The 24,644-nt window shown below is 67.2% G+C and carries 28 protein-coding genes and 2 other RNA genes; 16 read left to right on the forward strand and 14 right to left on the reverse strand.

Annotation, left to right across the window (positions count from 1 at the left end; genetic code table 11):
• Positions 1–59 precede the first annotated feature (59 nt).
• On the forward strand, positions 60–1,136 hold the full coding sequence (locus tag QE363_RS15195; RefSeq protein ID WP_309696575.1) for a hypothetical protein: 1,077 nt from the start codon (positions 60–62) through the stop codon (positions 1,134–1,136).
• A gap of 20 nt (positions 1,137–1,156) precedes the next feature.
• Here the strand turns inward: QE363_RS15195 and rnpB are convergent.
• The 9 genes from rnpB to QE363_RS15240 all read right to left on the reverse strand — a co-directional run bounded on the left by rnpB (position 1,157) and on the right by QE363_RS15240 (position 8,829).
• Positions 1,157–1,538, reverse strand: an RNA gene (gene rnpB / locus QE363_RS15200) — RNase P RNA component class A.
• A gap of 154 nt (positions 1,539–1,692) precedes the next feature.
• Complete coding sequence (locus tag QE363_RS15205; protein ID WP_307099972.1) at positions 1,693–2,382, reverse strand: N-acetylmuramoyl-L-alanine amidase; 690 nt, start codon at positions 2,380–2,382, stop codon at positions 1,693–1,695.
• Between the two features lie 66 nt (positions 2,383–2,448).
• Positions 2,449–3,342 carry a protein-glutamate O-methyltransferase CheR gene (locus QE363_RS15210; protein ID WP_309696578.1) on the reverse strand — a complete coding sequence of 298 codons (894 nt, stop codon included), beginning with the start codon at positions 3,340–3,342 and terminating at the stop codon, positions 2,449–2,451.
• The gene (gene cheB, locus QE363_RS15215; protein ID WP_309696580.1) at positions 3,339–4,442 is read right to left on the reverse strand and encodes a chemotaxis-specific protein-glutamate methyltransferase CheB; all 1,104 of its coding nucleotides are present in this window, start codon (positions 4,440–4,442) and stop codon (positions 3,339–3,341) included. Before cheB ends, QE363_RS15210 begins: the two co-directional genes overlap by 4 nt.
• Before the next feature lie 32 nt (positions 4,443–4,474).
• On the reverse strand, positions 4,475–4,840 hold the full coding sequence (locus QE363_RS15220; RefSeq protein ID WP_307099978.1) for a response regulator: 366 nt from the start codon (positions 4,838–4,840) through the stop codon (positions 4,475–4,477).
• An 83-nt stretch (positions 4,841–4,923) separates the two neighbouring features.
• A complete protein-coding gene (locus QE363_RS15225; protein WP_309696583.1) occupies positions 4,924–5,352 on the reverse strand; it encodes a chemotaxis protein CheW in 429 nt (142 codons plus the stop codon).
• Positions 5,352–7,676 carry a chemotaxis protein CheA gene (locus QE363_RS15230; RefSeq protein WP_309696585.1) on the reverse strand — a complete coding sequence of 775 codons (2,325 nt, stop codon included), beginning with the start codon at positions 7,674–7,676 and terminating at the stop codon, positions 5,352–5,354. The genes QE363_RS15225 and QE363_RS15230 overlap by 1 nt, the downstream gene beginning before the upstream one ends.
• 59 nt (positions 7,677–7,735) lie before the next feature.
• Positions 7,736–8,380 (reverse strand): histidine phosphotransferase family protein, encoded by a 645-nt coding sequence (locus tag QE363_RS15235; RefSeq protein WP_309696587.1) that lies wholly within the window; start codon positions 8,378–8,380, stop codon positions 7,736–7,738.
• Between the two features lie 44 nt (positions 8,381–8,424).
• Positions 8,425–8,829 carry a M67 family metallopeptidase gene (locus tag QE363_RS15240; protein ID WP_309696589.1) on the reverse strand — a complete coding sequence of 135 codons (405 nt, stop codon included), beginning with the start codon at positions 8,827–8,829 and terminating at the stop codon, positions 8,425–8,427.
• A gap of 17 nt (positions 8,830–8,846) precedes the next feature.
• Between QE363_RS15240 and QE363_RS15245 the strand changes: the two genes are divergently transcribed.
• The 4 genes from QE363_RS15245 (at position 8,847) to QE363_RS15260 (ending at position 12,780) form a co-directional block, all read left to right on the forward strand.
• Positions 8,847–9,794, forward strand: a complete 948-nt coding sequence (locus tag QE363_RS15245; RefSeq protein ID WP_309696591.1) for an RluA family pseudouridine synthase — start codon at positions 8,847–8,849, stop codon at positions 9,792–9,794.
• Positions 9,795–9,862: 68 nt separating this feature from the next.
• Entirely contained in the window at positions 9,863–10,768 is a 906-nt protein-coding gene (rpoH, locus tag QE363_RS15250) for an RNA polymerase sigma factor RpoH (RefSeq protein WP_007404166.1), read from the forward strand.
• A gap of 2 nt (positions 10,769–10,770) precedes the next feature.
• Positions 10,771–12,000: an NAD(P)/FAD-dependent oxidoreductase gene (locus tag QE363_RS15255; protein ID WP_309696597.1), complete on the forward strand. Its 1,230-nt coding sequence runs from the start codon at positions 10,771–10,773 to the stop codon at positions 11,998–12,000.
• Between the two features lie 51 nt (positions 12,001–12,051).
• Positions 12,052–12,780, forward strand: coding sequence for a hypothetical protein (locus QE363_RS15260; RefSeq protein ID WP_309696599.1), 729 nt, complete (start codon positions 12,052–12,054; stop codon positions 12,778–12,780).
• Between the two features lie 85 nt (positions 12,781–12,865).
• On the opposite strand, the gene QE363_RS15265 is transcribed toward QE363_RS15260, so the two are convergent.
• Positions 12,866–13,522 (reverse strand): alpha/beta hydrolase, encoded by a 657-nt coding sequence (locus QE363_RS15265; RefSeq protein WP_007404127.1) that lies wholly within the window; start codon positions 13,520–13,522, stop codon positions 12,866–12,868.
• 109 nt (positions 13,523–13,631) lie between these two features.
• Here QE363_RS15265 and QE363_RS15270 point away from each other — a divergent pair, with 109 nt between their 5' ends.
• The 8 genes from QE363_RS15270 to QE363_RS15305 all read left to right on the forward strand — a co-directional run bounded on the left by QE363_RS15270 (position 13,632) and on the right by QE363_RS15305 (position 19,183).
• Positions 13,632–14,678, forward strand: coding sequence for an aminotransferase class V-fold PLP-dependent enzyme (locus QE363_RS15270; RefSeq protein ID WP_309698221.1), 1,047 nt, complete (start codon positions 13,632–13,634; stop codon positions 14,676–14,678).
• Positions 14,675–15,748, forward strand: a complete 1,074-nt coding sequence (locus tag QE363_RS15275; RefSeq protein ID WP_309696603.1) for a cysteine desulfurase family protein — start codon at positions 14,675–14,677, stop codon at positions 15,746–15,748. The genes QE363_RS15270 and QE363_RS15275 overlap by 4 nt, the downstream gene beginning before the upstream one ends.
• Positions 15,745–16,050 carry a 2Fe-2S iron-sulfur cluster-binding protein gene (locus QE363_RS15280; protein ID WP_309696605.1) on the forward strand — a complete coding sequence of 102 codons (306 nt, stop codon included), beginning with the start codon at positions 15,745–15,747 and terminating at the stop codon, positions 16,048–16,050. Before QE363_RS15275 ends, QE363_RS15280 begins: the two co-directional genes overlap by 4 nt.
• Positions 16,051–16,147: 97 nt before the next feature.
• The gene (locus tag QE363_RS15285) at positions 16,148–16,471 is read left to right on the forward strand and encodes a hypothetical protein (protein WP_309696607.1); all 324 of its coding nucleotides are present in this window, start codon (positions 16,148–16,150) and stop codon (positions 16,469–16,471) included.
• Positions 16,472–16,541: 70 nt separating this feature from the next.
• An RNA gene (gene ffs / locus QE363_RS15290) (signal recognition particle sRNA small type) lies at positions 16,542–16,639 on the forward strand.
• A 209-nt stretch (positions 16,640–16,848) separates the two neighbouring features.
• Positions 16,849–18,528, forward strand: coding sequence for a DNA polymerase III subunit gamma/tau (locus QE363_RS15295; RefSeq protein WP_309696609.1), 1,680 nt, complete (start codon positions 16,849–16,851; stop codon positions 18,526–18,528).
• 1 nt (position 18,529) lies between these two features.
• Positions 18,530–18,853 (forward strand): YbaB/EbfC family nucleoid-associated protein, encoded by a 324-nt coding sequence (locus tag QE363_RS15300; RefSeq protein WP_307100000.1) that lies wholly within the window; start codon positions 18,530–18,532, stop codon positions 18,851–18,853.
• 75 nt (positions 18,854–18,928) lie between these two features.
• Entirely contained in the window at positions 18,929–19,183 is a 255-nt protein-coding gene (locus QE363_RS15305; protein WP_219020342.1) for a hypothetical protein, read from the forward strand.
• 22 nt (positions 19,184–19,205) lie between these two features.
• Here QE363_RS15305 and QE363_RS15310 read toward each other — a convergent pair whose 3' ends face one another.
• From QE363_RS15310 to QE363_RS15325, 4 genes are all read right to left on the reverse strand, one after another.
• Positions 19,206–19,433, reverse strand: a complete 228-nt coding sequence (locus tag QE363_RS15310) for a hypothetical protein (RefSeq protein WP_309696613.1) — start codon at positions 19,431–19,433, stop codon at positions 19,206–19,208.
• 416 nt (positions 19,434–19,849) lie between these two features.
• Complete coding sequence (gene mtgA, locus QE363_RS15315; protein WP_307100004.1) at positions 19,850–20,524, reverse strand: monofunctional biosynthetic peptidoglycan transglycosylase; 675 nt, start codon at positions 20,522–20,524, stop codon at positions 19,850–19,852.
• Between the two features lie 212 nt (positions 20,525–20,736).
• Positions 20,737–20,904, reverse strand: coding sequence for a hypothetical protein (locus QE363_RS15320; protein ID WP_309696616.1), 168 nt, complete (start codon positions 20,902–20,904; stop codon positions 20,737–20,739).
• Complete coding sequence (locus QE363_RS15325) at positions 20,901–21,809, reverse strand: pyridoxal-phosphate dependent enzyme (RefSeq protein ID WP_309698222.1); 909 nt, start codon at positions 21,807–21,809, stop codon at positions 20,901–20,903. The genes QE363_RS15320 and QE363_RS15325 overlap by 4 nt, the downstream gene beginning before the upstream one ends.
• A 195-nt stretch (positions 21,810–22,004) precedes the next feature.
• On the opposite strand from QE363_RS15325, the gene QE363_RS15330 reads away from it, so the two are divergent.
• The 3 genes from QE363_RS15330 to QE363_RS15340 all read left to right on the forward strand — a co-directional run bounded on the left by QE363_RS15330 (position 22,005) and on the right by QE363_RS15340 (position 24,634).
• Entirely contained in the window at positions 22,005–23,240 is a 1,236-nt protein-coding gene (locus tag QE363_RS15330) for a type III PLP-dependent enzyme (RefSeq protein ID WP_309696618.1), read from the forward strand.
• A 183-nt stretch (positions 23,241–23,423) separates the two neighbouring features.
• Entirely contained in the window at positions 23,424–24,488 is a 1,065-nt protein-coding gene (locus QE363_RS15335) for a 1,9-bis(guanidino)-5-aza-nonane synthase (protein ID WP_309696620.1), read from the forward strand.
• The gene (locus tag QE363_RS15340) at positions 24,488–24,634 is read left to right on the forward strand and encodes a hypothetical protein (protein ID WP_309696624.1); all 147 of its coding nucleotides are present in this window, start codon (positions 24,488–24,490) and stop codon (positions 24,632–24,634) included. Before QE363_RS15335 ends, QE363_RS15340 begins: the two co-directional genes overlap by 1 nt.
• The last annotated feature ends 10 nt before the right edge of the window (positions 24,635–24,644 follow it).

Genomic DNA, 24,644 nt, shown 5'->3' on the forward strand with positions numbered 1-24,644 from the left:
GTGCTTGATCGCGGTCCGGGGAGCGCCTAGCCTCCGCGTCATCCATGGGGGAGGATGACATGCGGTTCTGGTATGGCGCGGCGCTGGCGGCGGCGATGGTGGCGGGGACGGCTTCGGCGCGCGATCTGGCGGTTCCGGCCGACAAGGGCTGGATGCACGCCCAGACGCGGCTGATCGTCCGGTCCAGCGTCGCCGGGCTGAACCGGGTCGCGATCACCGACGCCACCACCACCGAGCATGACATTGCGGTCAAGCTGGAAAGCCCGGACAAGAGCGTCTTCGCCACGCTGTTCCTGTTCCACCCGGCGGTGCCCAGCGTGCCGCTATGGTTCGACCGCTCGCGCATCGCGATCGAGGAGCGCCGGAATTTCGACAAGGGCGCCCCCGCCAGCGCCGATCCGATCGCCTTCGCGCCGAGCGGCTCGGGCCCGGCGGTGGCCTTGCGCCAGAGCTGGTCGCTGCTCAGCAGCCCCTATCGCAGCACCTCTCTGGCGGTCATGCCGATCGGCGAATGGTTGCTGGTCGTGCGGCTGACCGCCGAAAAGCTGACCGCGAACGCGCTCGACGCCAGGATGGACGAGATGATCGCCGCGCTGAAGCCCGCCATCGCGACCACCCCCGCCTATCCGGGCCCGGCGGCGCCGGTCGCCGCTTGCGCGACGCAGACCGACTTCGCGCATCTGCCCAAGGCCAAGCTGGAAAAGTCGAGCAGTTCCAATCCGCTGTTCACCCTCCTGATGAACGCGGCCGTCATGGATCAGGCCGAAAAGGACAAGGCGAACCCCAAGGCCGAACCCGTCACGCCGGCTGCCCCGCTCTGCCGCGACGGCATCGCCACGACCATGTTCGGGGTGTATCGCCGGGAGGGGGAAGACAGCGACGGCTATATGATCGCGCTCGCGGATGCCGGACGGACGGTCGACGTCTTTCCCGACCTGATGAGCCAGATCGAAAAGCGCAAGACCAAGTCGTACACGGTGCGGCTGAACGATGTCGACGCCAGCGCGAGCAGCTATCCCTCGTTCAACGCCCTGCCCCGCCCCGACCAGGTCGTCGACCTGATCGCCAAGGGCTCGCCCACGGCCAAATCGCAGGGCAAGAATATCATCATCAATTCCAGCACGCTGGGCTCCTGATCGGGGCCCGTTCGCAAGGATCAGCCAGAGGGCCTGTAAGCCGGGTTCTGTCCACCGGCCAAGCCGGATGGGCGACCATTCTTCTAGGACGATGCTTGCACATCGCCTCAAGCAACCAACCCGGACAGCGGGTGGGAACACACCCCGACGCCTAAAGGCGCCATGCCGTCCCTATTCGGTCTTGCTCCCGGTGGGGTTTGCCATGCCGTTTCCGTTACCGGACCCGCGGTGCGCTTTTACCGCACCCTTTCACCCTGACCTGGCCGAAGCCGTGGCCGTCTGCTCTCTGTGGCACTGTCCCTGGGGTCACCCCCGCCGGGCGTTACCCGGCACCGTCGTTCCGTGGAGCCCGGACTTTCCTCGCCCCCGGTTTCCCGAGGCCGCGGCCGCCCGGCCCTCTGACTGGGGGTGCGTGTAGCGGGAATGGGCGGGAGGGCAAGGGGTTTGTGGGCGGCGGCGGGGCGTGGCCTTCGACTTCGCTCAGGCTGAACGGCGTTATGTATCAATCCAAAGAGCCGTTCAGGCTGAGCGTAGTCGAAGCCCACGTCCCGGCCCCTCAATCATCCCCCTGCGGCCTGGGCAGCAGCAGCGCGAGCAGGATCATCCGGCACTCCGCATCGATCTCGCCGTCGATCAACTCGGGGCGGAAGCGCCGCTGGAACGCCATGATCGCCGCCATCCGGTCGGTCACGTCATAGCCGAACCGCTCCAGCGCCAGGCAGAAGCCCGCCTCGGTCCACATCGGGTCCATCAGGTTCTTGGTCGGGCGCGGCAGCGCCAGCCGCCGACGGGCCAGCGCACCCCAGGGGAACAGCTCGCCGGGATCGCGCTTGCGGGCAGGCGCTATATCCGAATGACCGACGATGTTGCCGCGCGTGATGCCGTGGCGGCGCTGGATGTCGGCGACCAGTTCCATCACCGCCGCGATCTGTTCGTCGGGAAAGGGCCGATAGCCCCAGTCATGGCCGGGATTGACGATCTCGATCCCGATGCTCGCCGAATTGACGTCCTCGATCGCGCGCCAGTGCGAACGCCCTGCATGCCAGGCGCGCTTGTCCTCGTCGACCATGCGCATCACCGTGCCGTCCTCGGCCACCAGATAATGGCACGACACCTTGGCCTCCGGATCGCGCAGCCGGGCGATCGCCGATTCCGCGTCCTGCATCCCGGTATAGTGCAACACGATCATCGTTACGGGCAGTTGACGCGCGTCGAAATTGGGTGACGGCGTATCGACGATCGTCATGCAACCTCCTGAACAACCCCGCTGGGCCGCCCCTGTTAGCGGCATCGGAGCATCAAGGATATGACTTCATAGGCTCCTTATGGGATCGTCGGGATCGCATTTCTCGTAAACGCCGCGCCCGGCCGGATTGAGCTGGAACAGGTCGGTCTGGCCGATCACCGTCTCGCCCGCGCCCAGAATCAGTCCGCCCGAGGGCCGCATCGCGGCGGCCAGCGTCTGAAAGGCGCGGCGCTTGGGGGCGGGCGAGAAATACAGCATGACGTTGCGGCACAGCACCAGATCGAAGGCGCCGCCCGGTGGCGGGTCGAGCACCAGGTTCATGTGGCGAAAAGCGATGTGGCGCAGCAGGTCGGGCCGCGCGGCGAATTCATTGTTGGGCCGCCCTTCGAACCAGCGGACGAGATGCCGGATCGGCAGCCCGCGCTGCACCTCGAACTGGGTGTAGCAGCCGCTGCGCGCCCGGGCGAGCGCCGCCTCGCAGACATCGGTGGCGACGATCTCCGGCATCGCCGCCCCGCTCACCTGCTGACGCTCGGCAAAGATCATCGCCAGCGACAGGGGCTCCTGCCCGGTCGAACATCCCGCGCTCCAGATCCGCGCGCGGCGGCCGCTGCGCTCCACCTCGGCGACGATCTCGACGATCTGGTCGAAGACATGCTGGTCGCGGAAGAACGACGTCTCGCAATTGATCAGCGCATCGACCACCCGGCCCGCCAGATGCGGGTCGCGCCCGTCGAGCAGCGCGAGGACCAGCTGGTCCAGCGTCTCCAGCCGCCGTTCGCGCATCAGCGGCAGCAACACGGTGTCCACGCGGGTCGAACGGTGGCTGACGATCTGTTGCCCCGTGCGCGCCTCGAGCAACGCGGCCAGGACGGTCAGCGCCTGGCGGGAGGCGGGCTCGGCGGCGGGGTTGGAGCGGATCGGCATCGCGCGGGGGCTGTGGGGCACGGACGCCATCATGGCTGCGCGGCCTTGGCCGCACCCGCGGCCAGCATCGCGCCGATCGCCTCGGGCGGCAGGACCTGATCGGCCAGGTGGCGGCGGACGACCGCGCCGGGCATGCCCCAGACGACCGAACTGGCCTGATCCTGTGCGATGATCCTTCCCCCCGCCGCCTTCAACATCCGCGCGCCCTCCATCCCGTCACGCCCCATGCCCGTCAGCACGATGCCCCAGGCCCGGCTGCCCCACAGCTCCGCCATCGAGGCGAACATCGGGTCGACCGAGGGCAGGCAGCCGCTGCTCGCCCGGTCATGCTTCAGCCGGATCGACGCGCCGCCGTCGGGCAGCCCGACAAAGGTGACATGCGCATCGCCCGGCGCGATCAGGATCCGGCCCGGCCGCAACCGCATCCGGTCCTCGGCAATGTCGCAGGGCCGCCGCGCCACCGCCGCCAGCTGCGCGGCGAAATAGGACATGAAGGACGCGGGCAGGTGTTGGGTGACGACGATCGGCACCGACATGCTGGCGGGCACCCGTTCCAGGAGCTTGGCCAGCGCGTGAATGCCGCCCGTCGACGCCCCGATCCCGATCATCTCGGGCAGCGCCGCACCCCGTGCCGATGCCGGGGCGATCGGCGCGGCGGCGGCGGGCGGCGACGATGCATCGCCCTCCCCCACCCCGGCTCCGGACCCGGTCCCGGCCAGCGCATCGAGCTTGTGCCGCAGGATCTCGCCGAACTCGGCCAGCCTCTGGGGCAGCGGCTTGACCAGCGTGTCGGCCGCGCCGTGCGCCAGCGCCTGCACCGTCGCCGCGCCGCCCTTGGGCGTGGAGGCCGAGACGATGATGATCCGCGCGCCGCGCCCCGCCGCCAGCATGCGCGGCAGGGCGGAGATGCCGTCCTGTCCGGGCATCTCGACATCCAGCAGGATGATGTCGACCCGGTTCTGGGCCAGAAAGGTCAGCGCACCTTCGACATGGGTCGACTGCCCCGCAAGCACGAAGCGGTCATGCCCGGCGATCTGCCCGGCGATCAGCGCGCGCGCGACCGCCGAATCGTCGACGATCAGGATGCGGCTGGCCGGTCGCGGCGCGATATCGGGTTGGAGGAAAGACGCCATGGCGCTGCGCATGGGCGGCCGGTCGGCGGGGCTCAGATGACGCCGACCAGCTGGAGCTTGCTCTCCAGCGTGTCGCGGTCGAACGGCTTCATGATATATTCGTCCGCCCCGGCATCGATCGCCGCGCGGATATGCGCCATACCGTTTTCGGTGGTGCAGAACACGATGCGCGGCCGCCGGTCCAGATTGGCCTCACGCAACGCGCGCAGGAAATCCATCCCGCTCATCACCGGCATGTTCCAGTCGAGCAGGACCACGTCGGGCACCGATTCCAGACAGGCGTCCAGCGCCTCGCGCCCATCGCCCGCCTCGCGCACCTGAAGGTCCAGCGTCTCCAATATATGTCGGGCGACCTTGCGGATCACCTTGGAGTCATCGACGACGAGACAGGTTTTCATGGGGCACGCCTTGTTACAGCAAAGACCCCAGCGGGATCCCGAAGGCCATCTAACCCTGCGAAAGTAAGAGCCGGGTTAATGGCTCAGGCGGCCGCCGCCGCGGGCGGCGGGACCAGCCGGGCCAGGTCGAGCACCAGCAGCGGCTCGCCATCGCGCACCACCATGCCGCCCGCCGCGCGCGACCAGCGCCCCTCGCGCGGCGGCGCATGCGGCATCGGGCGGGTCTCGAACGTCTCGATATCGTCCAGCGCATCGACCAGCATGGCGTAATAATGGCCGTCCTGCCGGGTGATGACCGCGCGGCGGATATGGTCGGCGGTCGGCTCCAGCCCCAGCGCCAGCCGGGTGTCGACCACGGTGATGACACGGCTGCGCAGCGCGGTCAGCCCGCGTACCGACGGCTCGGCACGGGGCACCGCCACGACCTCGCCGATATCGACCACCGAATCGACCTGGTCGGCGTCGAACACCACGCCCTGGTCGGCGATGCGGGCGATCAGGAACAGCGGCATCAGCGGCCTCCCCGGCGCGCATGGCTGGCCAGCGCGGCGATCAGCGCGGGGCGGTCATAGCGATAGACGCTGTCGGCATCGGACGCCGCATCGCGCTCGCGGCGCAGTCGCACCACCGGCGCGCCCGAGGCATCCTCGGGCAAGGGCTCGTCCTCCATCATCAGGCGGACGGCAGGAACCTCGTTGTCCGCCGCCTGAACCGCGCAGCGATAGCCATTGGCCTCCAGCACCGGGCGCAGGAAACGGTCCATCCAGGCCGCCCCAGCCCCGTCGAGCAGGCAGAGGAGCGGGCCATGGTCGCCCACCCCGCTCGCCGTGCCGCCGAACAGCGCCAGCGGGTCGAGGATCTCGATCGGCTCGCCCTGCCACACCGCGACGCCCAGCACCGTGCCGTCCCCAGGCGACGGAGCGATATCGGCGGGCAGCTGAATGATCTCCAGCGCGGCGGCGATCGCATAGGCGCATTCGGCCTCGCCATCGGTCAGGCGCAGCACCTCGATCTCGCCCCCCACGGTCGCGCGGTCGAGCGCCCGGGCATCGACATGGTGCAGCGGCATCGTCGTCTCGCCCACCACCAGCCGGACGCGGCCGCCCGAATGATGGACCGCCGCCGCCTCGGCCTTTTCGACCCGGTCGATCGCGCCCAGCGGCATCGCGCGGCGGCAGCCATCCAGATCGTCGAACAACAGCGCCGGGATCGCCGCTTCGTCGGCATCGTCCTCGCTCGCCGCGATGACCTCGCGGTGGAAACGGAGCCCGGCCGCCTGCGCCAGCCCGCCGCCGTCGAGCAGCAGCATCGGCAGGCCGCTGTCGGGCAGCGTCTGTCCGGCGTAAAGGCCGCTGCCCATCACCGCCGGGGCGGCGGGCTTGACCACCACCTCCTCGGTATCCAGCACATCGTCCACCCCCAGCGCATAGTCGCCGTCGCGGGTCGATATGATGACCAGCGTCATGGGCTCGGCGGGACCGACGCCCAGGAAACGGCCCAGCGGCAGCATCGGCAGACGCCGTCCGCGCACCGTCGCGACCTCGACCGCGCCGACCGGATCGATGCGGACCTGATCGCCGCGAATCTTGACGATCTCCTCGATCGACTGGCGCGCGATGGCGAAACGCTGGTCGCCGACCGCGACGACGATGGTCGACATGATCGACAGGGTCAGCGGCACCTGGATGGTGATCGCCAGCCCCCGGCCCGGCCGGTTGTCCAGCGCGACGCGGCCGCCGACATGCTCGATATTGGCGCGAACCACGTCCATGCCGACCCCGCGTCCCGACATGGTCGACACCGTATCGCGGCTGGACAGGCCCGGCTCGAAGACCAGCTTCTGCTTGTCGGCGGCGGTCATCGCGGCGACCTCACCCGCGCTATGGACGCCGCTCGCCACCGCTTTGGCGGCGATGCGTGCGACGTCGATCCCGGCGCCGTCATCCTCGATCTCGATCAGGATCTGGTTGCCCGACTGGCGCGCGGCGACGCAGATCTGCCCGGTCTCCGGCTTGCCCAGACGGCGACGCTCGGCGGGGGTCTCGATGCCATGGTCGATCGCGTTGCGGATGATGTGGACCAGCGGGTCGCGCATCATCTCGATCATCTCGCGGTCCAGGTCGACATCCGCCCCCTCGATGCGCAGCGCCACCGCCTTGCCCAGTTCGGCGGCGGTGTCGCGGACCATGCGCGGCAGGGCGGAGAACAGCCCGTCGACCTTCTGCATCCGCGTCCGCGTCACCGTGTCGCGCATGTCGGCGACGGTCAGCGACAGCCGGTCGAGCGCCGCCTCGACCCGCGGGTCGAGCACGGAGTCGCGAAGCCGCCGCGCGAGTTCGTTGCGCGCCAGCACCATGTCGGACATGCCGCTCATCATCCGGTCGAGCAGGTCGACATTCAGGCGGATGCTGCGCGGTGCGGCGCGGCTCGGCACCGCCACCCTGGCGACGGGGGCGACCGGCGCGGTTTCCGTCCGGGTCAGCGCGGCGATCAGCGCGTCGTCGTCCGAATCGTCCAGCCCGGTCCCCGTCGCGATCGCCTCGACCACCGCGCCGATCCGGTCGACGATCCCCAGCACCGCATCGACCAGCGCGGTATCGGGCGTCCGGCTGCCGTCGCGCGCCGCCGCCAGCACGTCCTCGGCGGCATGGCTGAGCCGGGCAAGGCGCGGCAGGTCCAGAAAGCCGCAGCTTCCCTTGACGGTATGGACGAAGCGGAAGATCGCATCGAGCCGCGCCCGGTCGGCGGGCGCCGCTTCCCAGGCCACGATCTCGCCGGACAGCGCCTCCAGCGTCTCGCGCGTCTCGGCGATGAATTCCTGCAGCAGATCGTCCATAAATCCCCGAGGGCGCGTCCTTTCCGCTCCCTCTTGCCGCCACAAGATTAAAAGGGCGTTTACCCCGCCCGGATGGCCGCCCCCAGGATCATCGTACTGGGCGCAGGCTCATGGACCAGTGTCATGCCGCCATGTTCGTGGGTCAGCGTATGGACCAGGAATGCGGGTGCGGTGCGCGAGCCCAGCGGCTCACTCCCCTGCCCCTCCATCAGCGTGCGGCGAATTTCGGGGTCGAGCAGGATGCGCGGCCCCTCGATCCGGATCGCGATCTCGATCGCCTCGCGCCCCGCCTCGGCCCCGATGTCGATCGTGCCGCCGCGCGCCAGCGCCTCGGCCGCGATCAGCGTCAGGTTCATCAGGATGCGCACCGCAGGCTTGGGCAGGCTGGGCTGTTCGACCAGCCAGCCCAGCGTCGTGCGGCGATTGTCGACCAGCAGCCCCTCGATCGCCGCCTTCGCCTCGCCCATGTCGACCCGCTCGGCAAAGCCGCCGCCCGCGCCAAAGGCCAGGCGGAAGAATTTCAGCTTGTTGGCCGAGGCGCGCGCGCTGTCGGCCAGCAATTCCATGCAGCGTTCGCGCATGGCGGGGTCGGTCTCGTCGGCCAGCAGCTCCAGCCCGTTATTGAGCGCCCCCACCGGGGACAGGAGATCGTGGCACAGTCGCGAACACAACAGGCTCGCGAAATCCACCGGGCTGACGGTCATGAAAAATCCCTCGACAAACTGGCCCTTTGTGACGTGGGCATTCGCTATGCGCAAGCAAGTGCGAGCGGATCGAACCGGCCATGGCGCTCACCCGCCGCGACCGCGCGCCAGGCGGTGACCCGTCCGCCCCCCGCGATCAGCCAGATACTGCCGTCGGGCGCGGCGTCGGCGGCGTCGCGCGGCGACGGTTCAGCCAGCCCGGTCGGGTGCGAGTGATAATGACCGATCACCGCCGCCCCGCCGCCCCGCGCCGCGCGGTGCGCCGCGATCAGCGCGGCCGGATCGATCTCGAACCGGTGCCAGGGCTCGGCCGCGACATTGGTGCAAGGCACGAGCCGGTCGATGCGATCCCCCTGTCCCAGCAGCAGCCCGCAAACCTCCCGATCGGGCGAAGCGGCGGCGGTTATCAACAGGAAGTCCAGCGTATCGCTTGAAATCGTTACGGTCATGCCCAATTTACTAGGCCATGGACCGGGGGGTTTCCATCATCGATGCGCGGATCGCGCCCACAGCGGATGGCTGGCGGTTGGACCGTGCGCTGGCCGATGCGGTGCCGACCCTGTCGCGCGAACGGCTGAAGGTGCTGATCGCCAGCGGCGCGGTGACGCGCGACGGCGTGATGGCGCGCGACCCCGCCAAGCGGGCGGCGGCGGGCGATCTGTTCCAGGTCGCGGTCCCCGCGCCCACCCCTGCGCATAACGAGGCGCAGGATATTCCGCTCGTCATCGCCTATGAGGACGAGCATCTGATCGTCATCGACAAGCCCGCCGGGTTGGTCGTGCATCCGGCGGCGGGCAATCTGGACGGCACGCTCGTCAACGCGCTGCTGCATCATTGCGGCGGATCGCTGTCGGGGATCGGCGGCGTGGCGCGGCCCGGCATCGTCCACCGGATCGACAAGGACACCTCCGGCCTGATGGTCGCGGCCAAGACCGACCGCACCCATGAGGGGCTGGCCAAGCAGTTCGCGGCGCATTCTATCGACCGCCGCTACCGCGCGATCACCGGGGGCATTCCGCGACCCGCCGACGGCAGCGTGGACGCGCCGCTGGCCCGCAGTCCGCAGAACCGCAAGAAGGTGGCGATCGTGCCGGGCGGCAAGCGCGCCGTGACCCATTACCGCACCATCGAAAAGCTCAACAACGCCGCGCTGGTCGAATGCCGCCTGGAGACCGGCCGCACGCATCAGGTTCGGGTGCATATGCAGTCGCTGGGCCACGCCTTGCTGGGCGACCCAGTTTATGGTAGAGCAAAGGGTGCTCAAAAAGCCCTGCTCGATGAACTCGATTTCCGGCGCCAAGCCCTGCACGCGGCGCATCTGGGTTTCATTCATCCCATAAGCGGCCACGCTTTGGCGTTTGAGAGCCCGATGCCGCCCGACATGCAGGAACTGTTCAGTCGGCTTCACGTATAGCAGAAGACCGCCTCGCGCCCGACGACGGGGCGAAACGGAATGACGCTCCAGAAAGGGAGATAAGGATCATGGCAAAAGGCAGCAACGTCCCGGCGACGATTCCTGCGCTCGGCGGGGAGCAGTCGCTCAACCGCTATCTGGCCGAGATCAAGAAATTCCCGATCCTTGCCCCGGAGCAGGAATATATGCTCGCCAAGCGCTTTCAGGAGCATGGCGACCCCGAGGCGGCGGCGCAGCTCGTCACCTCGCACCTGCGTCTCGTGGCGAAGATCGCAATGGGCTATCGCGGCTATGGCCTGCCGACCTCCGAGCTGATCTCGGAGGGCAATATCGGTCTGATGCAGGGCGTGAAGAAGTTCGAGCCCGATCGTGGCTTCCGCCTCGCCACCTATGCGATGTGGTGGATCCGCGCCTCGATCCAGGAATATATCCTGCGCTCGTGGAGCTTGGTGAAAATGGGCACCACGGCGGCGCAGAAGAAGCTGTTCTTCAACCTGCGCCGGATGAAGTCGAAGCTCGACGCGTTCGAGGACGGCGACCTGCGGCCCGAGGACGTGACCAAGATCGCCACCGATCTGGGCGTCAACGAGGACGAGGTCATCAGCATGAACCGCCGCATGGCGATGGGGGGCGACACCTCGCTCAACGTCTCGATGCGCGAGGATGGCGAGGGCCAGTGGCAGGACTGGCTGGCCGATGACGCGCCGCTTCAGGACTCGGTCGTCGCCGAGCAGCAGGAGGCGGATGTCCGCCACGACATGCTGGTCAGCGCGATGGACGACCTGAACGACCGCGAGAAGCACATCCTGACCGAGCGTCGCCTGACCGACGATCCCAAGACGCTCGAGGAACTGAGCCAGGTTTACGGCGTCAGCCGTGAGCGCGTCCGCCAGATCGAGGTGCGCGCCTTCGAGAAGCTGCAAAAGGCGATGATGCGCATCGCCGGTGAGAAGCGGTTGCTGGCGGCGGCCTGACCATGACCGGCCGCACCGTCGTCATCGGCGGCGGCGCGGCCGGGATCGCGGCGGCGCGGACGCTGCACGATGCGGGGTGCGAGGTCCTGCTGATCGAGGCGGCGGACCGGCTGGGCGGGCGGGCGCAGAGCGTGCGAATGCCGACCGGTCATGTGGTCGATCATGGCTGTGGCTGGCTCCATTCGGCGGGGCGCAATCCCTGGACCGCCATCGCCGAGCAGGCGGGCTTCACCATCGACCGCCGCTCGCCCAACTGGCAGGTCCAGTGGAACGAGCTGGGCTTTCCCGCTGACCAGAAGCGCGCCTCGGGCGAGGCCTATGCCCGGTTCGAGGATGCGGCGATGGCCGCGCTCGACGGGCCGGATCGTCCGCTGTCCGACTTCGTAGGCGATGACGATCCCTGGCGGCCGATGATCGACGCGATCTCGGGCTATGCCAATGGCGCCTCGCTGGCCGAGGTGTCGCTGCACGACTGGGCGGCCTATGAGAATGCCGCGACCGACGACAATTGGGCGGTGGTCGAGGGCTATGGCACGGTCGTCGTGCATCATGCGGCGAATGTGCCGGTGCGGACCGGCGTCACCGCGACGCGCATCGACCATCGCGGCCAGACGATCCGTATCGAAACCTCAGCCGGGACCATCGAGGCGGATCACGTTATCGTGGCCGTCCCCACCCCGGTCCTGGCGGAAGGCAAGTTGACCTTCGACCCGCCCCTCCCCGCCAAGCAGGAGGCCGCCGCCGCGCTGCCGCTCGGGATAGCGGACAAGGTCTTCCTGTCGGTCGAAGGGCCCCTGCCCTGGCCCGCTCATGCGCATCTGACCGGCAATCCGTATAGCGCCTGCACCGCCAGCCACCGGCTATCCCCCTTTGGCTGGCCGATCATCGAGAGCTTCTTCGGCGGCCCCTGCGCCGAGGCGCTGGAGGAAGACGGCGCGGCGGCGGCCTTCGCCATCGACGAACTGGTGGCCCTGCTGGGCAGCGACTGGCGGCGGCGCTTCACGCCGATAGGCGCGACCCGGTGGCGACGCATGCCGCTGATCGGCGGCAGCTATAGCCATGCCAGGGTCGGCCATGCCGATGCGCGGGGCAGACTGGCCGGGTCGGTCGACGGTCGCCTCTTTTTCGCGGGCGAGGCCTGTTCGCGCGAGGATTTCTCCACCGCGCACGGGGCCTATGAAACGGGTACGCTGGCAGGCCAAAGCCTCCGATGTAGCACTGCAAATATATAGTGCTGCAGTCGATAAAAGACGGACATTCCGAGACATAGCGGGGTGATTTAGATGAACAAGTATTACACGAAAATCACCGGCATTACCGAACTAGCGAAGGCAACCGGATCAAATATACAAATAGAAGATAAGTTCTACGAATTATCTTCGAAATTAATAAGCAAGTGCTCTTATTTTCAGAAATTAATGCAAGATGTATTGTATGATGCGCACAAAGAAGACGTATATCGCGCTGCGCAACGGATAAAAGATTTATCAAGCCCCAAGAAGAGGTCAGAATTTTTGAATTCTCATAACAATATTACACACGATAATGAAATTTTATCAATATTTAGATACACTAAAGAAAAATTTATCGAGATATATGAATTTCGGAACTGCTTAGCTCATGAGATTTGGCAATCTAGCTCGCAATTTCCCAATTTACTTCTTCTTTCGAAAATTGATGAAGAAGCAAAGCTCCTTTTCGCCTCTCGCAAGTTAGAGTACATCGAGCAAAATAAGACAGTCGACACCTTTAATTCTATCATAGAATACATCAAGAATGTTAAGCTAGTTTCTATTCAAGATCTATATCGGGCAGATAGCGCCATAGAAATTTGCAATTGGTGCATGATGCAAATATCGTTTTTTCTACGGGAAACAGATCCACAAAAGGCACTCGATTTGAAAGAAGGCTTTTTCATATTTGGTGGCGTTTCCCACCTTTTCCCGGGCAGAGCCAAGCCGAAAGAAACGATGTCTTGGGAATCAAAAAGGGAAAAATATAGAGAGGGTTAAAGCGACAAACACCAGCAGAAAGCTTACAAGGCAATTGAAACAAAGAATTCCGGCTTTCGCCGGAATCCCTTACAGTTTTCCATTCTCACCGGATCGGCGAGTTCGGATCCAGCCGCATGTCGAGATAGCGGTCCACCGACCCCATCAGCTCGGGCATTTCATGCTCGAAGAAATGGTTCGCCTTGGGGATGGTGTCGTGATGGATGGTGATGTGCTTCTGCGTGCGCAGCTTGTCGACCAGCTTCTGGGTCGCCGCCGGGGTCGCGACCTCGTCGGCCTCGCCCTGGATGATGATGCCCGAGGAGGGGCACGGCGCCAGGAAGGTGAAGTCGTACATGTTGGCGGGCGGCGCGACCGAGATGAAGCCGCGAATCTCCGGGCGGCGCATCAGCAGCTGCATCCCGATCCACGCGCCGAAACTGACGCCCGCGATCCAGGTGGTCGAGGCTTCGGGGTGGAAGCTCTGCACCCAGTCGAGCGCCGAGGCCGCGTCGGACAGTTCGCCAATGCCGTTGTCGAACGTGCCCTGGCTCTTGCCCACGCCGCGGAAGTTGAAGCGCAGCGTGGCGAAGCCGCGCCGCTGGAAGGTCTTATAGAGTTCCTGCACGATCCGGTTGTTCATCGTGCCGCCCGCATTGGGATGCGGGTGCAGGATCATGGCGACGGGCGCGCGCGGACGCGGAGCGGGAGCGAAACGGCCTTCGAGGCGGCCTTCGGGGCCGGGAAAAATGACTTCGGGCATCAAAACTCGCCGATCTGGATCGCGCTGGTGGAGCGCCGGGAACGTTGCGCTATATAGGCGGGAAGGCCCTTTTCGCAATTGTTCGATCATTCCAGCTAGGGAACGAACCCTGTCCCGTCTTTACCTCGATCATGCCGCCACCACCCCGATGACCGATGCCGCGCGTGCGGCGCTGGCACAGGGATGCGCAGCCTGGGCCAACCCCTCCTCCCCCCATGCGGAGGGACGCGCGGCCAAAAGGCTGCTGGAGGATGCCCGCTCGGCCATCGCGCGGGCGCTGGGCTGGTCACATGAGATCCTGTTCACCAGCGGGGCCAGCGAGTCGCTGTCGATCGCGCTGACCCGGTCGATGGCGGAGCGGCGCTTCGTCGGCGCGATCGACCATGACGCGGTGCTGCGCGCCGCCCCGGATGCCGTGGTGATGCCGGTCGGGCCGGACGGCGTGCTGCGCCTGCCTGACCTCAGCGGTCCGCGCGCGGTCGTGACGGTGCAATGGGCCAATAGCGAAACCGGCGTGCGCCAGCCGATCGCCGAACTGGCCGAGGCGATCCACGCCGCCGGGCACATCCTGCTGGTCGACGCCGCGCAGATGCCGGCGGGCGCGGACCGCGCGGTGATCGACCATGCCGACCTCGTCGCGCTGTCGGCGCACAAGCGCGGCGGGCCGCCCGGCATCGGCGCGCTGCTGGTCCGCAACCTGGCGGTGCTGGCCCCGACCGGCGGGCAGGAGCGCGGCTATCGCCCCGGCACCGAGAATATGCCCGGCGTGGTGGGCTATGCGGCGGCGCTCGCGGAGCCGGAGCCGGACCATACCGCACTTCGCGCCTATTGCGACGATGCGATCCGGCGCTCGGGCGGGATCGTGGTCGCCGATGCCAGCCGCCGCCACCCGGCCATCGCCAGCTATCACATGCCCGGCAAGCCCTCCGCGGCGCAGCTGATCCAGTTCGATCTCGCACATATCTCGGTCTCGGCAGGCAGCGCCTGCGCCAGCGGCAGCCTGAAGCCCAGCCACGTCCTGTCCGCGCTCGGCTGGAGCGAGGAGGCGGGGCGCGAGGTGGTGCGGGTCAGCTTCGGCCGCTCCACGACGCGCGAGCATGTCGACCGCTTCGTCACCGCCTGGCGCGCCATCGCGCGGGGGACGCGCGTCGCATGATCTATCTCGACTATCAGGCGACGACCCCGCTCGCGCCCGAGGCGCTGAAGGCGATGCTCCCCTGGCTGGAGCAGGGCCATGCAAATCCCCATTCCCCCCACCGCGCCGGGCGACAGGCGCGTGCCGCCGTCGAGGTCGCGCGCGATCAGGTGGCGGCGCTGCTGCCCTCGGGCGGGCGGGTAGTGTTCACCAGCGGCGCGACCGAGGCGCTGAACTGGGCGATCAAGGGCGCGAACGGCGGCATCGTCACGACGGCGATCGAACATGCCGCCGTGCTCGACACCGCCCACGCGACGGGGCGCGACCTGACCATCCTGCCGGTCGATGACGAGGGGCTGGTCGCGCCCGCATCCGCCGCGTCGGGCGTCGCGCCGGGCACCGGACTGGTCGCGGCGATGCTGGTCAACAACGAGATCGGCACCGTCCAGCCCATCGCCGCGCTGGCCGAAGAAGCACATCGCGTCGGTGCCTGGATGCTGTGCGATGCGGTGCAGGGCTATGGCCGGATCGCCATTCCCGACGGCGTCGATCTGATCGCGCTGTCGGCGCACAAAATCCATGGACCCAAGGGCATCGGCGCGCTGTGGATCAGGGACGGCATCACCCTGCCCTCGCTGCTCCATGGCGGCGATCAGGAGGGCGGCCGCTCGGGCACGCTCAGCCCCGCTTTGTGTGCCGGGTTCGGCGTGGCGGCGAAGCTGATGGCGGCGCGTGCCGAGGAGGACATGGCGCATGTCGAGCGGCTCTGGGCGGTGGCGATCGCGCAGCTGGGGCCGGACTGGACGATCAACGGGTCGACCGACCGGCGCTATCGCGGCAATCTGAACATCCGGCGCGAGGGGCTGGATGTCGCGCGACTGATGTCCGACTGCCGCGACATCGCCTTTTCGGCGGGAAGCGCCTGCGCCAGCGGATCGGGGCGGACCAGCCATGTGCTGCGCGCGCTGGGCCTGGGCGATGCGCAGGCCAGATCCTCGATCCGGCTGGGCTTCGGCCGCTATACCACCGAGGCGGACCTGACGGCCGCCATCGCCCGGCTCGACGCCGCCGCCAGGGCGCAGCGGCCATGATCGGCCTGACCTTTATCGACCGCCGGGGGGATGCGGTTTCGACCCAGGCCATGCCCGGCGAGACGCTGCTGCGCGCCGGGCAACGCGCGGGCCAGCCGATGGAGGGCACGTGCGGCGGACAGATGGCATGCGCGACCTGCCATGTCCTGATCGATACGGCCTATCTCGACCGGATCGCGCCCCCCTTGGCGGAGGAAGAGGATATGCTCGATCTGGTGCCCGATGCGACCCGGTCCAGCCGCCTGGCCTGTCAGGTCCTGCTGACCCCCGAACTCGACGGGCTGACCGCGCGGCTTCCCTGAACGTGCGATAACCAACTGGTTCAGCACGCAATCATCGCCGGTTCGGCAATATCCTCCCATGCTCGCCGAAGGGCGGGCCTACCGGGAGTAAAGCGTTATGAAACTTCTTGCTGTCTTGGGCGCCGGCCTGATCGCCGTTTCGGGTATCGCCGCCGCCGCGCCTGCCGCCGCCGCACCGCATGGGCCGCACGACCGCTGGGGTCCGGGACCGGGGCGTGGACCGGGCTGGGACCGTGGGCCGGGCTGGCATGATCGCGGCCCCGGCTGGAACCGGGGTCCGGGCTGGGACCGTGGACCCGGCTGGCATCGCGGCAACAGCTGGGATCGCGGTCCGGGCTGGCGCGGTTACGGACGCCCGCGCGTCGTGTGCCGCTGGGTCCACACCTGGGATGGACCGCAGCGTCAGTGCTTCCGTCGCTGACCCTCTGACATGACGAACGGGGCCGGTGGGATAAGGGCTTGATCCCCCGGCTTCGTTTCGCCATATGCGCGGCGGGAGTCGGGCGGACGTAGTCATCGCCAACCCGGTCAGGTCCTGACGGAAGCAGCCGCAACGATTTCGCTGCGGGTCGTCCCGGCTCCCACCTTTCCAGCATTTCGGAACCGCGCGACGCAGCGTCGCCCCAGCGCAGGCTGGGGCCTTTTCGCGTTGGCGGGATGCACTGGCCAAAGGCCCCAGCCTGCGCTGCGGCGACGGTTGTGTGTGTGCCCTAACACACGATTTGACCTGACGCGGCGCGCCCGAGCGCCTATGTTGGTCGGCGATGCTTTCCCCTATCCCGACCACCCAGACCCGGCATGGCTGATTCGTTCGACCTGGGCGAACCGCCCCAGCCCGCCAAAGCGGAGGCGTATCGCGTCCTCGCGCGCAAATACCGGCCGCAGACCTTTGACGCGCTGATTGGGCAGGATGCCATGGTCCAGACGCTGGGCAATGCGATCAAGCGCGACCGGCTGGCCCATGCGTTCCTGATGACCGGCGTGCGCGGGGTCGGCAAGACCTCGACCGCGCGGCTGATCGCCAAGGCGCTCAACTGCGTCGGCCCGGACGGTAACGGTGGCCCGACAATCCAGCCCTGCGGGCAATGCGAGCCGTGCCGCGCCATCGCCGAGGGCCGCCATATCGACGTGATCGAGATGGACGCCGCCAGCCATACCGGCGTCGACGACGTGCGCGAGATCATCGAGGCGTCGCGCTATGCCGCCGTCTCGGCGCGCTTCAAGATCTATATCGTCGACGAAGTCCACATGCTCTCCAAGAACGCCTTCAACGCGCTGTTGAAGACGCTGGAGGAGCCGCCCGCGCATGTGAAATTCCTGTTCGCCACCACGGAAGTGAACAAGGTCCCGATCACCGTCCTGTCGCGCTGCCAGCGTTTCGACCTGCGGCGGATCACGGCGGACAAGCTGGCTGCGCATTTCGCCGACATCTGCGTGAAAGAAGGCGTCACCGCCGAGGAGGAGGCGTTGATGCTGGTCGCGCGCGCGGCGGAAGGCTCGGCGCGCGACGGCCTGTCGATCCTCGACCAGGCGATCGCCCATGCCGATCTGGAGGGCGGCGGCGTCACCGCGGCGGCGGTCCGCGAGATGCTGGGCCTGTCGGATCGCGGCGCGGTGCGCGACCTGCTGGGACTGGTGCTGAACGGCGACGGCGCGGGGGCGCTTGCCTCGCTGCGGCGGCAATATGACTATGGCGTCGACCCGCAATCGGTGCTGCGTTCGCTGCTGGAGACGGTGCACGGCATCACCCTGACCAAGGTCGGGACGCCGCATGATGCCGCCCAGCCGCTGGAGGAACGCGCCGCGCGCGAGGAATGGGCGGGGTCGCTCAGCTTCCCGGCGCTGCACCGGCTGTGGCAGCTGTTCCTGAAGGGCCATGACGAGGTCGCCCGCGCCGCCCTGCCGATCGAGGCGGCGGAGATGGCGCTGCTGCGCGCCATCCATGCCTCGACGCTCCCCGATCCGGGCGAGCTGGCGCGGCAGATTCGCGATGGCGGCGTTTCCGTACCCAGCGCTCCGGCGGCGGTGCCACAGGCCGCGCCCACACCCGCGCCAGCCGCCATGGCCCCGCCCCCTCCCCCCGCCGAGCCCGAGCCGCCCAAGCTGCCCGACAGCTTCGTCGCGATGATCGACCGGCTGGACGATATGGGGCAGCTGGCGCTCGCCGCGCGGTTGCGCCACGGGGCGCGTCTGGTGCGTTATACGCCCCCGGAGATGGTGTTCAGCGGATCGCGACCGATCGCGGCGGATACGCTGAGCGAGCTGATCGCGGCGCTGAAGACGGCGACGGGCCAGGTCTGGCGCGTCACGCTGGAGGATGTGCCCGGTGAGCCGACGCTGCACGAGCAGCAGGTCGCCGCCGAGGAAGCGATCAAGACCGCCGCGTGGGAGTCGGACATGGTCCGCGCCGCCCGCGAGGCTTTCCCCGAGGCCGAATTGATGGAATGGCCCGGCAAACGCAGTGTGAACGGAGCATGATGTGAAGAATCTCGACGAAATCCTGGCCATGGCCCAGAACGTCCAGAACGAACTGGAAAAGGCGCAGGCCAATCTCGACACGATCGAGGTCGAAGGCGTCTCGGGCGGCGGTCTGGTCAAGGTCAAGGCGTCGGCCAAGGGGCGGATCATCGGCATCACCATCGACGATTCGCTGATGCAGCCGTCGGAAAAGGGCATGCTGGAGGATCTGCTGGCCGCCGCGATCAACGATGCGCGGACCAAGGCGGATGCCGCTTCGGGCAGCGAAATGTCCAAGATGACCAGCGGCCTGTCGCTGCCGCCGGGCTTCAAGCTGCCCTTCTGATCCGCTTCCAGTCGTTTCGGGAACGGTATGGCGGTCATGGCGTTGCCCCCTCCATAATCAAGAGGAGGGAATGTCATGGCCGATGAACGTGTTACCGAAACCTATGGCACCCAGCAGCCGCATACCACGGTGATCGAGCGGCGTAGCGGCGGCGGTGGCGGCATGGCGATCGCCATCGTGCTGCTGATCGCGGTGCTGGTCGGCGGCTTCTATCTGTTCAGCCGGGGCGGCGCGGAAAACCGCCGGGACGCGGCCGTCACCTCGGCCGCCAAGAGCGTCGGCGATACCGCCAAGAAGGCGGGCGACGCGATTTCGGGCGACGCCAAGTAAAGCGATCTGCGACCGGCCGGGCCTATCGACGCCCGGTCGGTTGCGACGATGGCGGGTCGATCTCCGCATCCGGGTCGATCAATCGGGTCAGCACCTTGCTGCCGACGGTCAGCGGATCGCGGCCCCCGCCATAGCCCGCCCGCCAAGCCTCGCCGGTCGTGCAGCGTCTTTGCCCGGCATGGATGCCGCAGGGACCCGTGCCACCCAGGATATTCGCACCGCTCAGCCCCGCGCCCGCTTCGTCCGCCATGCCGGAGGGTCCACGCGCGGATGGCGGTATCAGATAGCGTTCGGCCGCATCGTGGCGACCGCATATCACGATCTCGTCTTGGGTCCGGGGACATTCGGATCGCGGCGTGATGCGGGGCAACGGAAGAGCCGAGGGCACGGCCTGGAGCAGTAGCAGTCCGATTGCGGCAGGCAGCGCATGGGTTCCCCCTCGAATCCCCGCAATCGTCGTGGAAGACCGTGGCTTTTGCGAGGCGCATGCTGAGCATGGGCCGACCGCCCTCCCCCATCCCCTCCCGCCTGCGGGAGGGGCGTGTTCGTGGCGACCGACACGCGCCAGCCGGGACCTTATGATCCCGCCGCTCTCGACCGGCACGCCCCTCCCGCAAGCGGGAGGGGATGGGGGAGGGCAAGGTGTCTCACCGAGCCCCCACCCCGTTACCGGATACAGGCATCCAGCCCCTGCCGCCGCACCACGCCCACATAGCGCGCGATGACGTTGCCGTGCCTGCGCACGAACCCGGTCGGCGCCACCGCCGCGCGCTTCTTGGGCAGCGGCAGCACCGCCGCGATCCGCGCCGCCTCGGTCGGCGACAGATGCGAGGCGTCATGCCCGAAATAGCGCATCGCCCCGGCATTGGCACCGTACGTCCCGATCCCGGTCTCGGCGATGTTGAGATAGACCTCCATGATCCGCCGCTTGCCCCACAGCGTCTCGATCAGGAAGGTGAACCAGGCCTCGAACGCCTTGCGGACATAGCCCCCATTCTGGAACAGGAAGGCGTTCTTGGCGGTCTGCTGGCTGATCGTCGAGCCGCCGCGGATCCGCCCGCCCTTGGCGTTGCGATAGGCGGCGCTGGCCATCGCCTTGAAATCGAATCCGTTATGCGAGCAGAAACGGGCATCCTCGCCCGCGATCGCCGCGCGCGCCATGTCGGGGTCCATCTCCGACAAGGGCATCCAGTCCTTGGTCACGCCATGCCCGCCGATCACATCGCCCAGCATGGTGAAGGTGATGGGCGGCGGCACGAAGCGATAGATGCCGACCCAGACGACACTGACGATCACAAAGGCGAGCGCGGCCTTCAGGGCCCAGCGAGCGATGCGGAACATGGGTGGGCTTTAGCGGGGTTTGCGCGGCAGGTCACTTGCAACCGAACCCCGTTCCCCGGCGAAGGCCGGGGCCCAGTTCCTTCACGATCGAAGGCGCGCAAGGCGGTGCGTGGGAGGCAGAGCGACCCGCTCGGAAATGCCTCCCACGCCCATTCAGCCACCGCCCCAAACTCCAAAGCAACTGGGCCCCGGCCTTCGCCGGGGAACAGGTGTCACACCGTCCAGATCAGGACATTGCCGACCAGCACCACCGCCATCACCAGCATCAGCACCCCCTTGCGCCGATCCCCGCGCCGGATCGTCACCACCCCGCCGGCCACACAGGCAAAGGCCGCGAGCATGGCGACCCCCGGCGCCGCCTGGGCGATGGCCTCCGTCATCCGGCCAGCACGCGGGCATAGGCGGCACGGTCGACATTGCCGCCCGACAGGATGACCAGCATCCCGTCCTCCGCCGCCACCTTGCCCGCCAGCAAGGCCGCCAGCGCCGCCGCGCCGCCCGGCTCGACCACCAGCCGCAGCCGTTCGGCGGCGAAGCGCTGCGCCGCCGCCACCTCCGCCTCGGACACCGCGACGCCCTCCGCCCCGCGCCGCGCCAGCACCTCGAAGGTCAGCGGCGACACGCGCGTCGTCTGGAGCGAGTCGCAGGCGGTCGGCGGGGGGTTATCGCCCACCGGCTCGATCCACCCGGCCTCCAGCGAGCGCCGCATATCGTCCCAGCCCTCGGGTTCCACCACCGTCACCCGCGCTTCGGGCAGCGCCAGCGTCAGCCCCGCCGCCAGCCCGCCGCCGCCGCAGGGCGTCACGACATGGGTGGGCGCGGGCAGGCCCAGCGCGGCCATCTGCGCCGCCGCCTCGACGCCCGCAGAGCCCTGCCCCTCGATCACCCAGGGATCGTCGAAGCTCGGCACCAGCGTCGCGCCGCGCGCCTCGGCCAGTCGCCGGGCGATCAGCTCGCGGCTTTCGGTCGCGCGGTCATAGTCGACGATCTCCGCCCCCAGCGCGAGCGTCCCCTCGCGCTTCGAGGGCGGCGCATCGGCGGGCATCACGATGGTCGCGGCGATCCCCAGCCGCCGCGCGGCCCAGGCGATTCCCTGCGCATGATTGCCCGAGGAGAAGGCGACGACCCCACGCGCCCTGGAATCGGCGTCCAACGCGGTTAATCGATGCCATGCGCCGCGCAGCTTGAACGCGCCGATCGGCTGCAAGGATTCGGCCTTGAAGGCCACCGCTTTCCCATTGATATTCAATGAGAATAGCGGCGATGGCGGCAACACCCGCGCGATCTTTTCGGCGGCGTCGCGGACCCCGGCTTTTGTCGGCTGTCTTAGGATTGTCACTTTTTATCTCCGCCTCGCTTTCTACCGCTTTACATTAGAAAAAGTGGACCCTATTTCGCGCCTCCGCTGCCCCATGGGACTTCCAACCGCAAGGCAGCTTTTTGTCACCGTATGCCGTCAGGCAATTGGAGGTCCCTTGAGTTGCACCAGAATCATCGCGCGCTGGGGCTAGCTGCCCACTCGACCGCCGTCCCCTCCAACCTGGAGCGCGGCATCGACATCGCCAAGCGTCGCCCGGCTGATCCGGTCACGCTGCTTCGCCCGCACGCCGCTGCGCGCGCCGCCCGATTCTTCGTCGAGAAGTTTCCGGGTCGCTCGATGTATGCGGTGAAGGCGAATCCGTCGCCGGATCTGATCCAGATCCTGTGGGACAATGGCATCACCCATTTCGACACCGCCTCGATCGCGGAAGTGCGGATGGTGAAGTCGGTCGTTCCCCAGGCCGTCTGCTGCTTCATGCATCCGGTGAAGTCGGAAGAGGCGATCGCCGAGGCCTATTTCACGCACGGCGTCCGCACCTATTCGCTCGACAGCCTGGAAGAGCTGGAGAAGATCGTCCGCGCCACCAACGGCGCGACCGACCTGACCTTGTGCGTCCGGATGCGCGTGTCGTCCGAATATGCGAAGCTCAGCCTGGGATCGAAGTTCGGCGTCAGCCTGGAAGAGTCGAAGGACCTGCTGATCGCGACCCGCCAGGTCGCCGACGCGCTGGGCATCTGCTTCCATGTCGGCAGCCAGACCATGACCCCCGACGCCTATTCGGCGGCGATGGAGCGGGTGCGTGCGGCGATCGTCGCGGCGGCGGTCACGGTCGACGTGATCGATGTCGGCGGCGGCTTCCCCTCGGCCTATCCGGGCATGACCCCGCCGCCGCTGGAGCGTTTCTTCGAGACGATCCACCGCGCGTTCGAGAGCCTGCCGGTGTCCTATTCGGCCGAACTCTGGGCCGAGCCGGGCCGTGCGCTGTGCGCCGAATATTCGTCCGTCGTGGTGCGCGTCGAGCGTCGCCGCGGCAATGAGCTGTACATCAACGACGGCGCTTACGGCGCGCTGTTCGATGCGGCGCATATCGGGTGGAAGTACCCCGTCCAGCTGCTGCGCGAGCCGGATTCCGACGCGCGGGACATGGACTTCAGCTTCTGGGGCCCGACCTGCGACGATCTCGACTATATGCAGGGTCCGTTCCCGCTGCCCGCGGACACGAATACCGGCGATTATTTCGAGATCGGGATGCTCGGTGCCTATGGCCAGGCGATGCGGACCCAGTTCAACGGCTTCACCTGTCACGAGTTCGTCGTGACCGACGACGAGCCGATGTTCTCGGTCTATCGCGACGAGGCCGAGCACGCCCTCCCCGCGAACGTCGTCAAGCTGTAACCCGGCGACTTTAGCACCTCCTTTATCCCCTTCCGCTTCGGCGGGAGGGGAATGGGGTGGCATTGCGGTGTCCGCCGCGATAAGGCCCCTTCGCATACCGGCCCTGCCCCGCGCAGGTCCGGGCCAGCCGGGTTACCGCGTCCCCAATAACGACGACGGCTTCTCGATGATGATGGAACCATCATGACCGACACGATCAACGACAACCGCCCCAACGATCTCAGGAAGGCCGAGCTGCTCTCCAGCGTGGTCGAGCATATTGACATCACCAAGTTCGACGCGCGCCCGATCATCGATTCGATGGGCAAGATGAGCTTCACCAGCCGCGACCTGGCGCGCGCGACCGGCATCTACAACCAGATGCTGGCCGACAAGGACTGCTCGATCTTCCTCGTCATCGCGGGTTCGACCTCGGCGGGCGGCTGCATGGACCTCTATGCCGAGCTGCTGCGCTCGAACATGATCGACGGCGTGGTCGCGACCGGCGCGTCGATCGTCGACATGGATTTCTTCGAGGGCCTGGGCCACAAGCATTACCAGGCGCTGGAAGTGCCGGACGACAACACGCTGCGTTCGCTCTACATCGACCGCATCTACGACACCTATATCGACGAAGAGCAGCTTCAGGACTGCGACCACACGATCGGCAAGATCGCGGACTCGCTGGAGCCCAAGGCCTATTCGAGCCGCGCCTTCATCCGCGAGATGGGCAAGTATCTGGCCGAGCACGGCAAGAAGGACAACAGCCTGGTCAAGCTCGCCTATGAGCATGACGTGCCGATCTTCTGCCCGGCCTTTGTCGATTCGTCGGCGGGCTTCGGTCTGGTCAAGCACCAGGTCGAGCGTGCCAAGGAAGGCAAGCCGTACATGGTGCTCGACGCGATCGCCGACTTCCGCGAACTGACCGACATCAAGATCAAGGCGGGCACCACCGGCCTGCTGATGATCGGCGGCGGCGTGCCGAAGAATTTCATCCAGGACACGGTTGTCTGTGCCGAGATCCTGGGCCATGAAGACGTCGAGATGCACAAATACGCCGTGCAGATCACGGTGGCCGATGTTCGTGACGGTGCCTGCTCGTCCTCGACGCTCAAGGAAGCGGCGAGCTGGGGCAAGGTCGATACCGCGCTCGAGCAGATGGTGTTCGCGGAAGCGGGTTCGGTCATGCCGCTGCTCGCCTCGGACGCCTATCATCGCGGCCACTGGCGTGAGCGCGCGAAGCGTCGTTGGGGGGCTATTTTCGACTGATGTTGGACTTCTTGGAACGTGAGCAGCTTGCCTATCTGATCATCGGCGTGATCCTGCTCGCGGCGATAGCATTCGCGATTCCCTATTCCCGTCGTCGCAAGCGCGAAAAGCTGCGGCGTCGGGGGATCAAGAAGTACGGACATTGAGAAAAAGGGC

Origin of the sequence: Sphingomonas sp. SORGH_AS_0870 (genome assembly GCF_031453175.1) — a bacterium.
Classification (GTDB): Bacteria; Pseudomonadota; Alphaproteobacteria; order Sphingomonadales; family Sphingomonadaceae; genus Sphingomonas.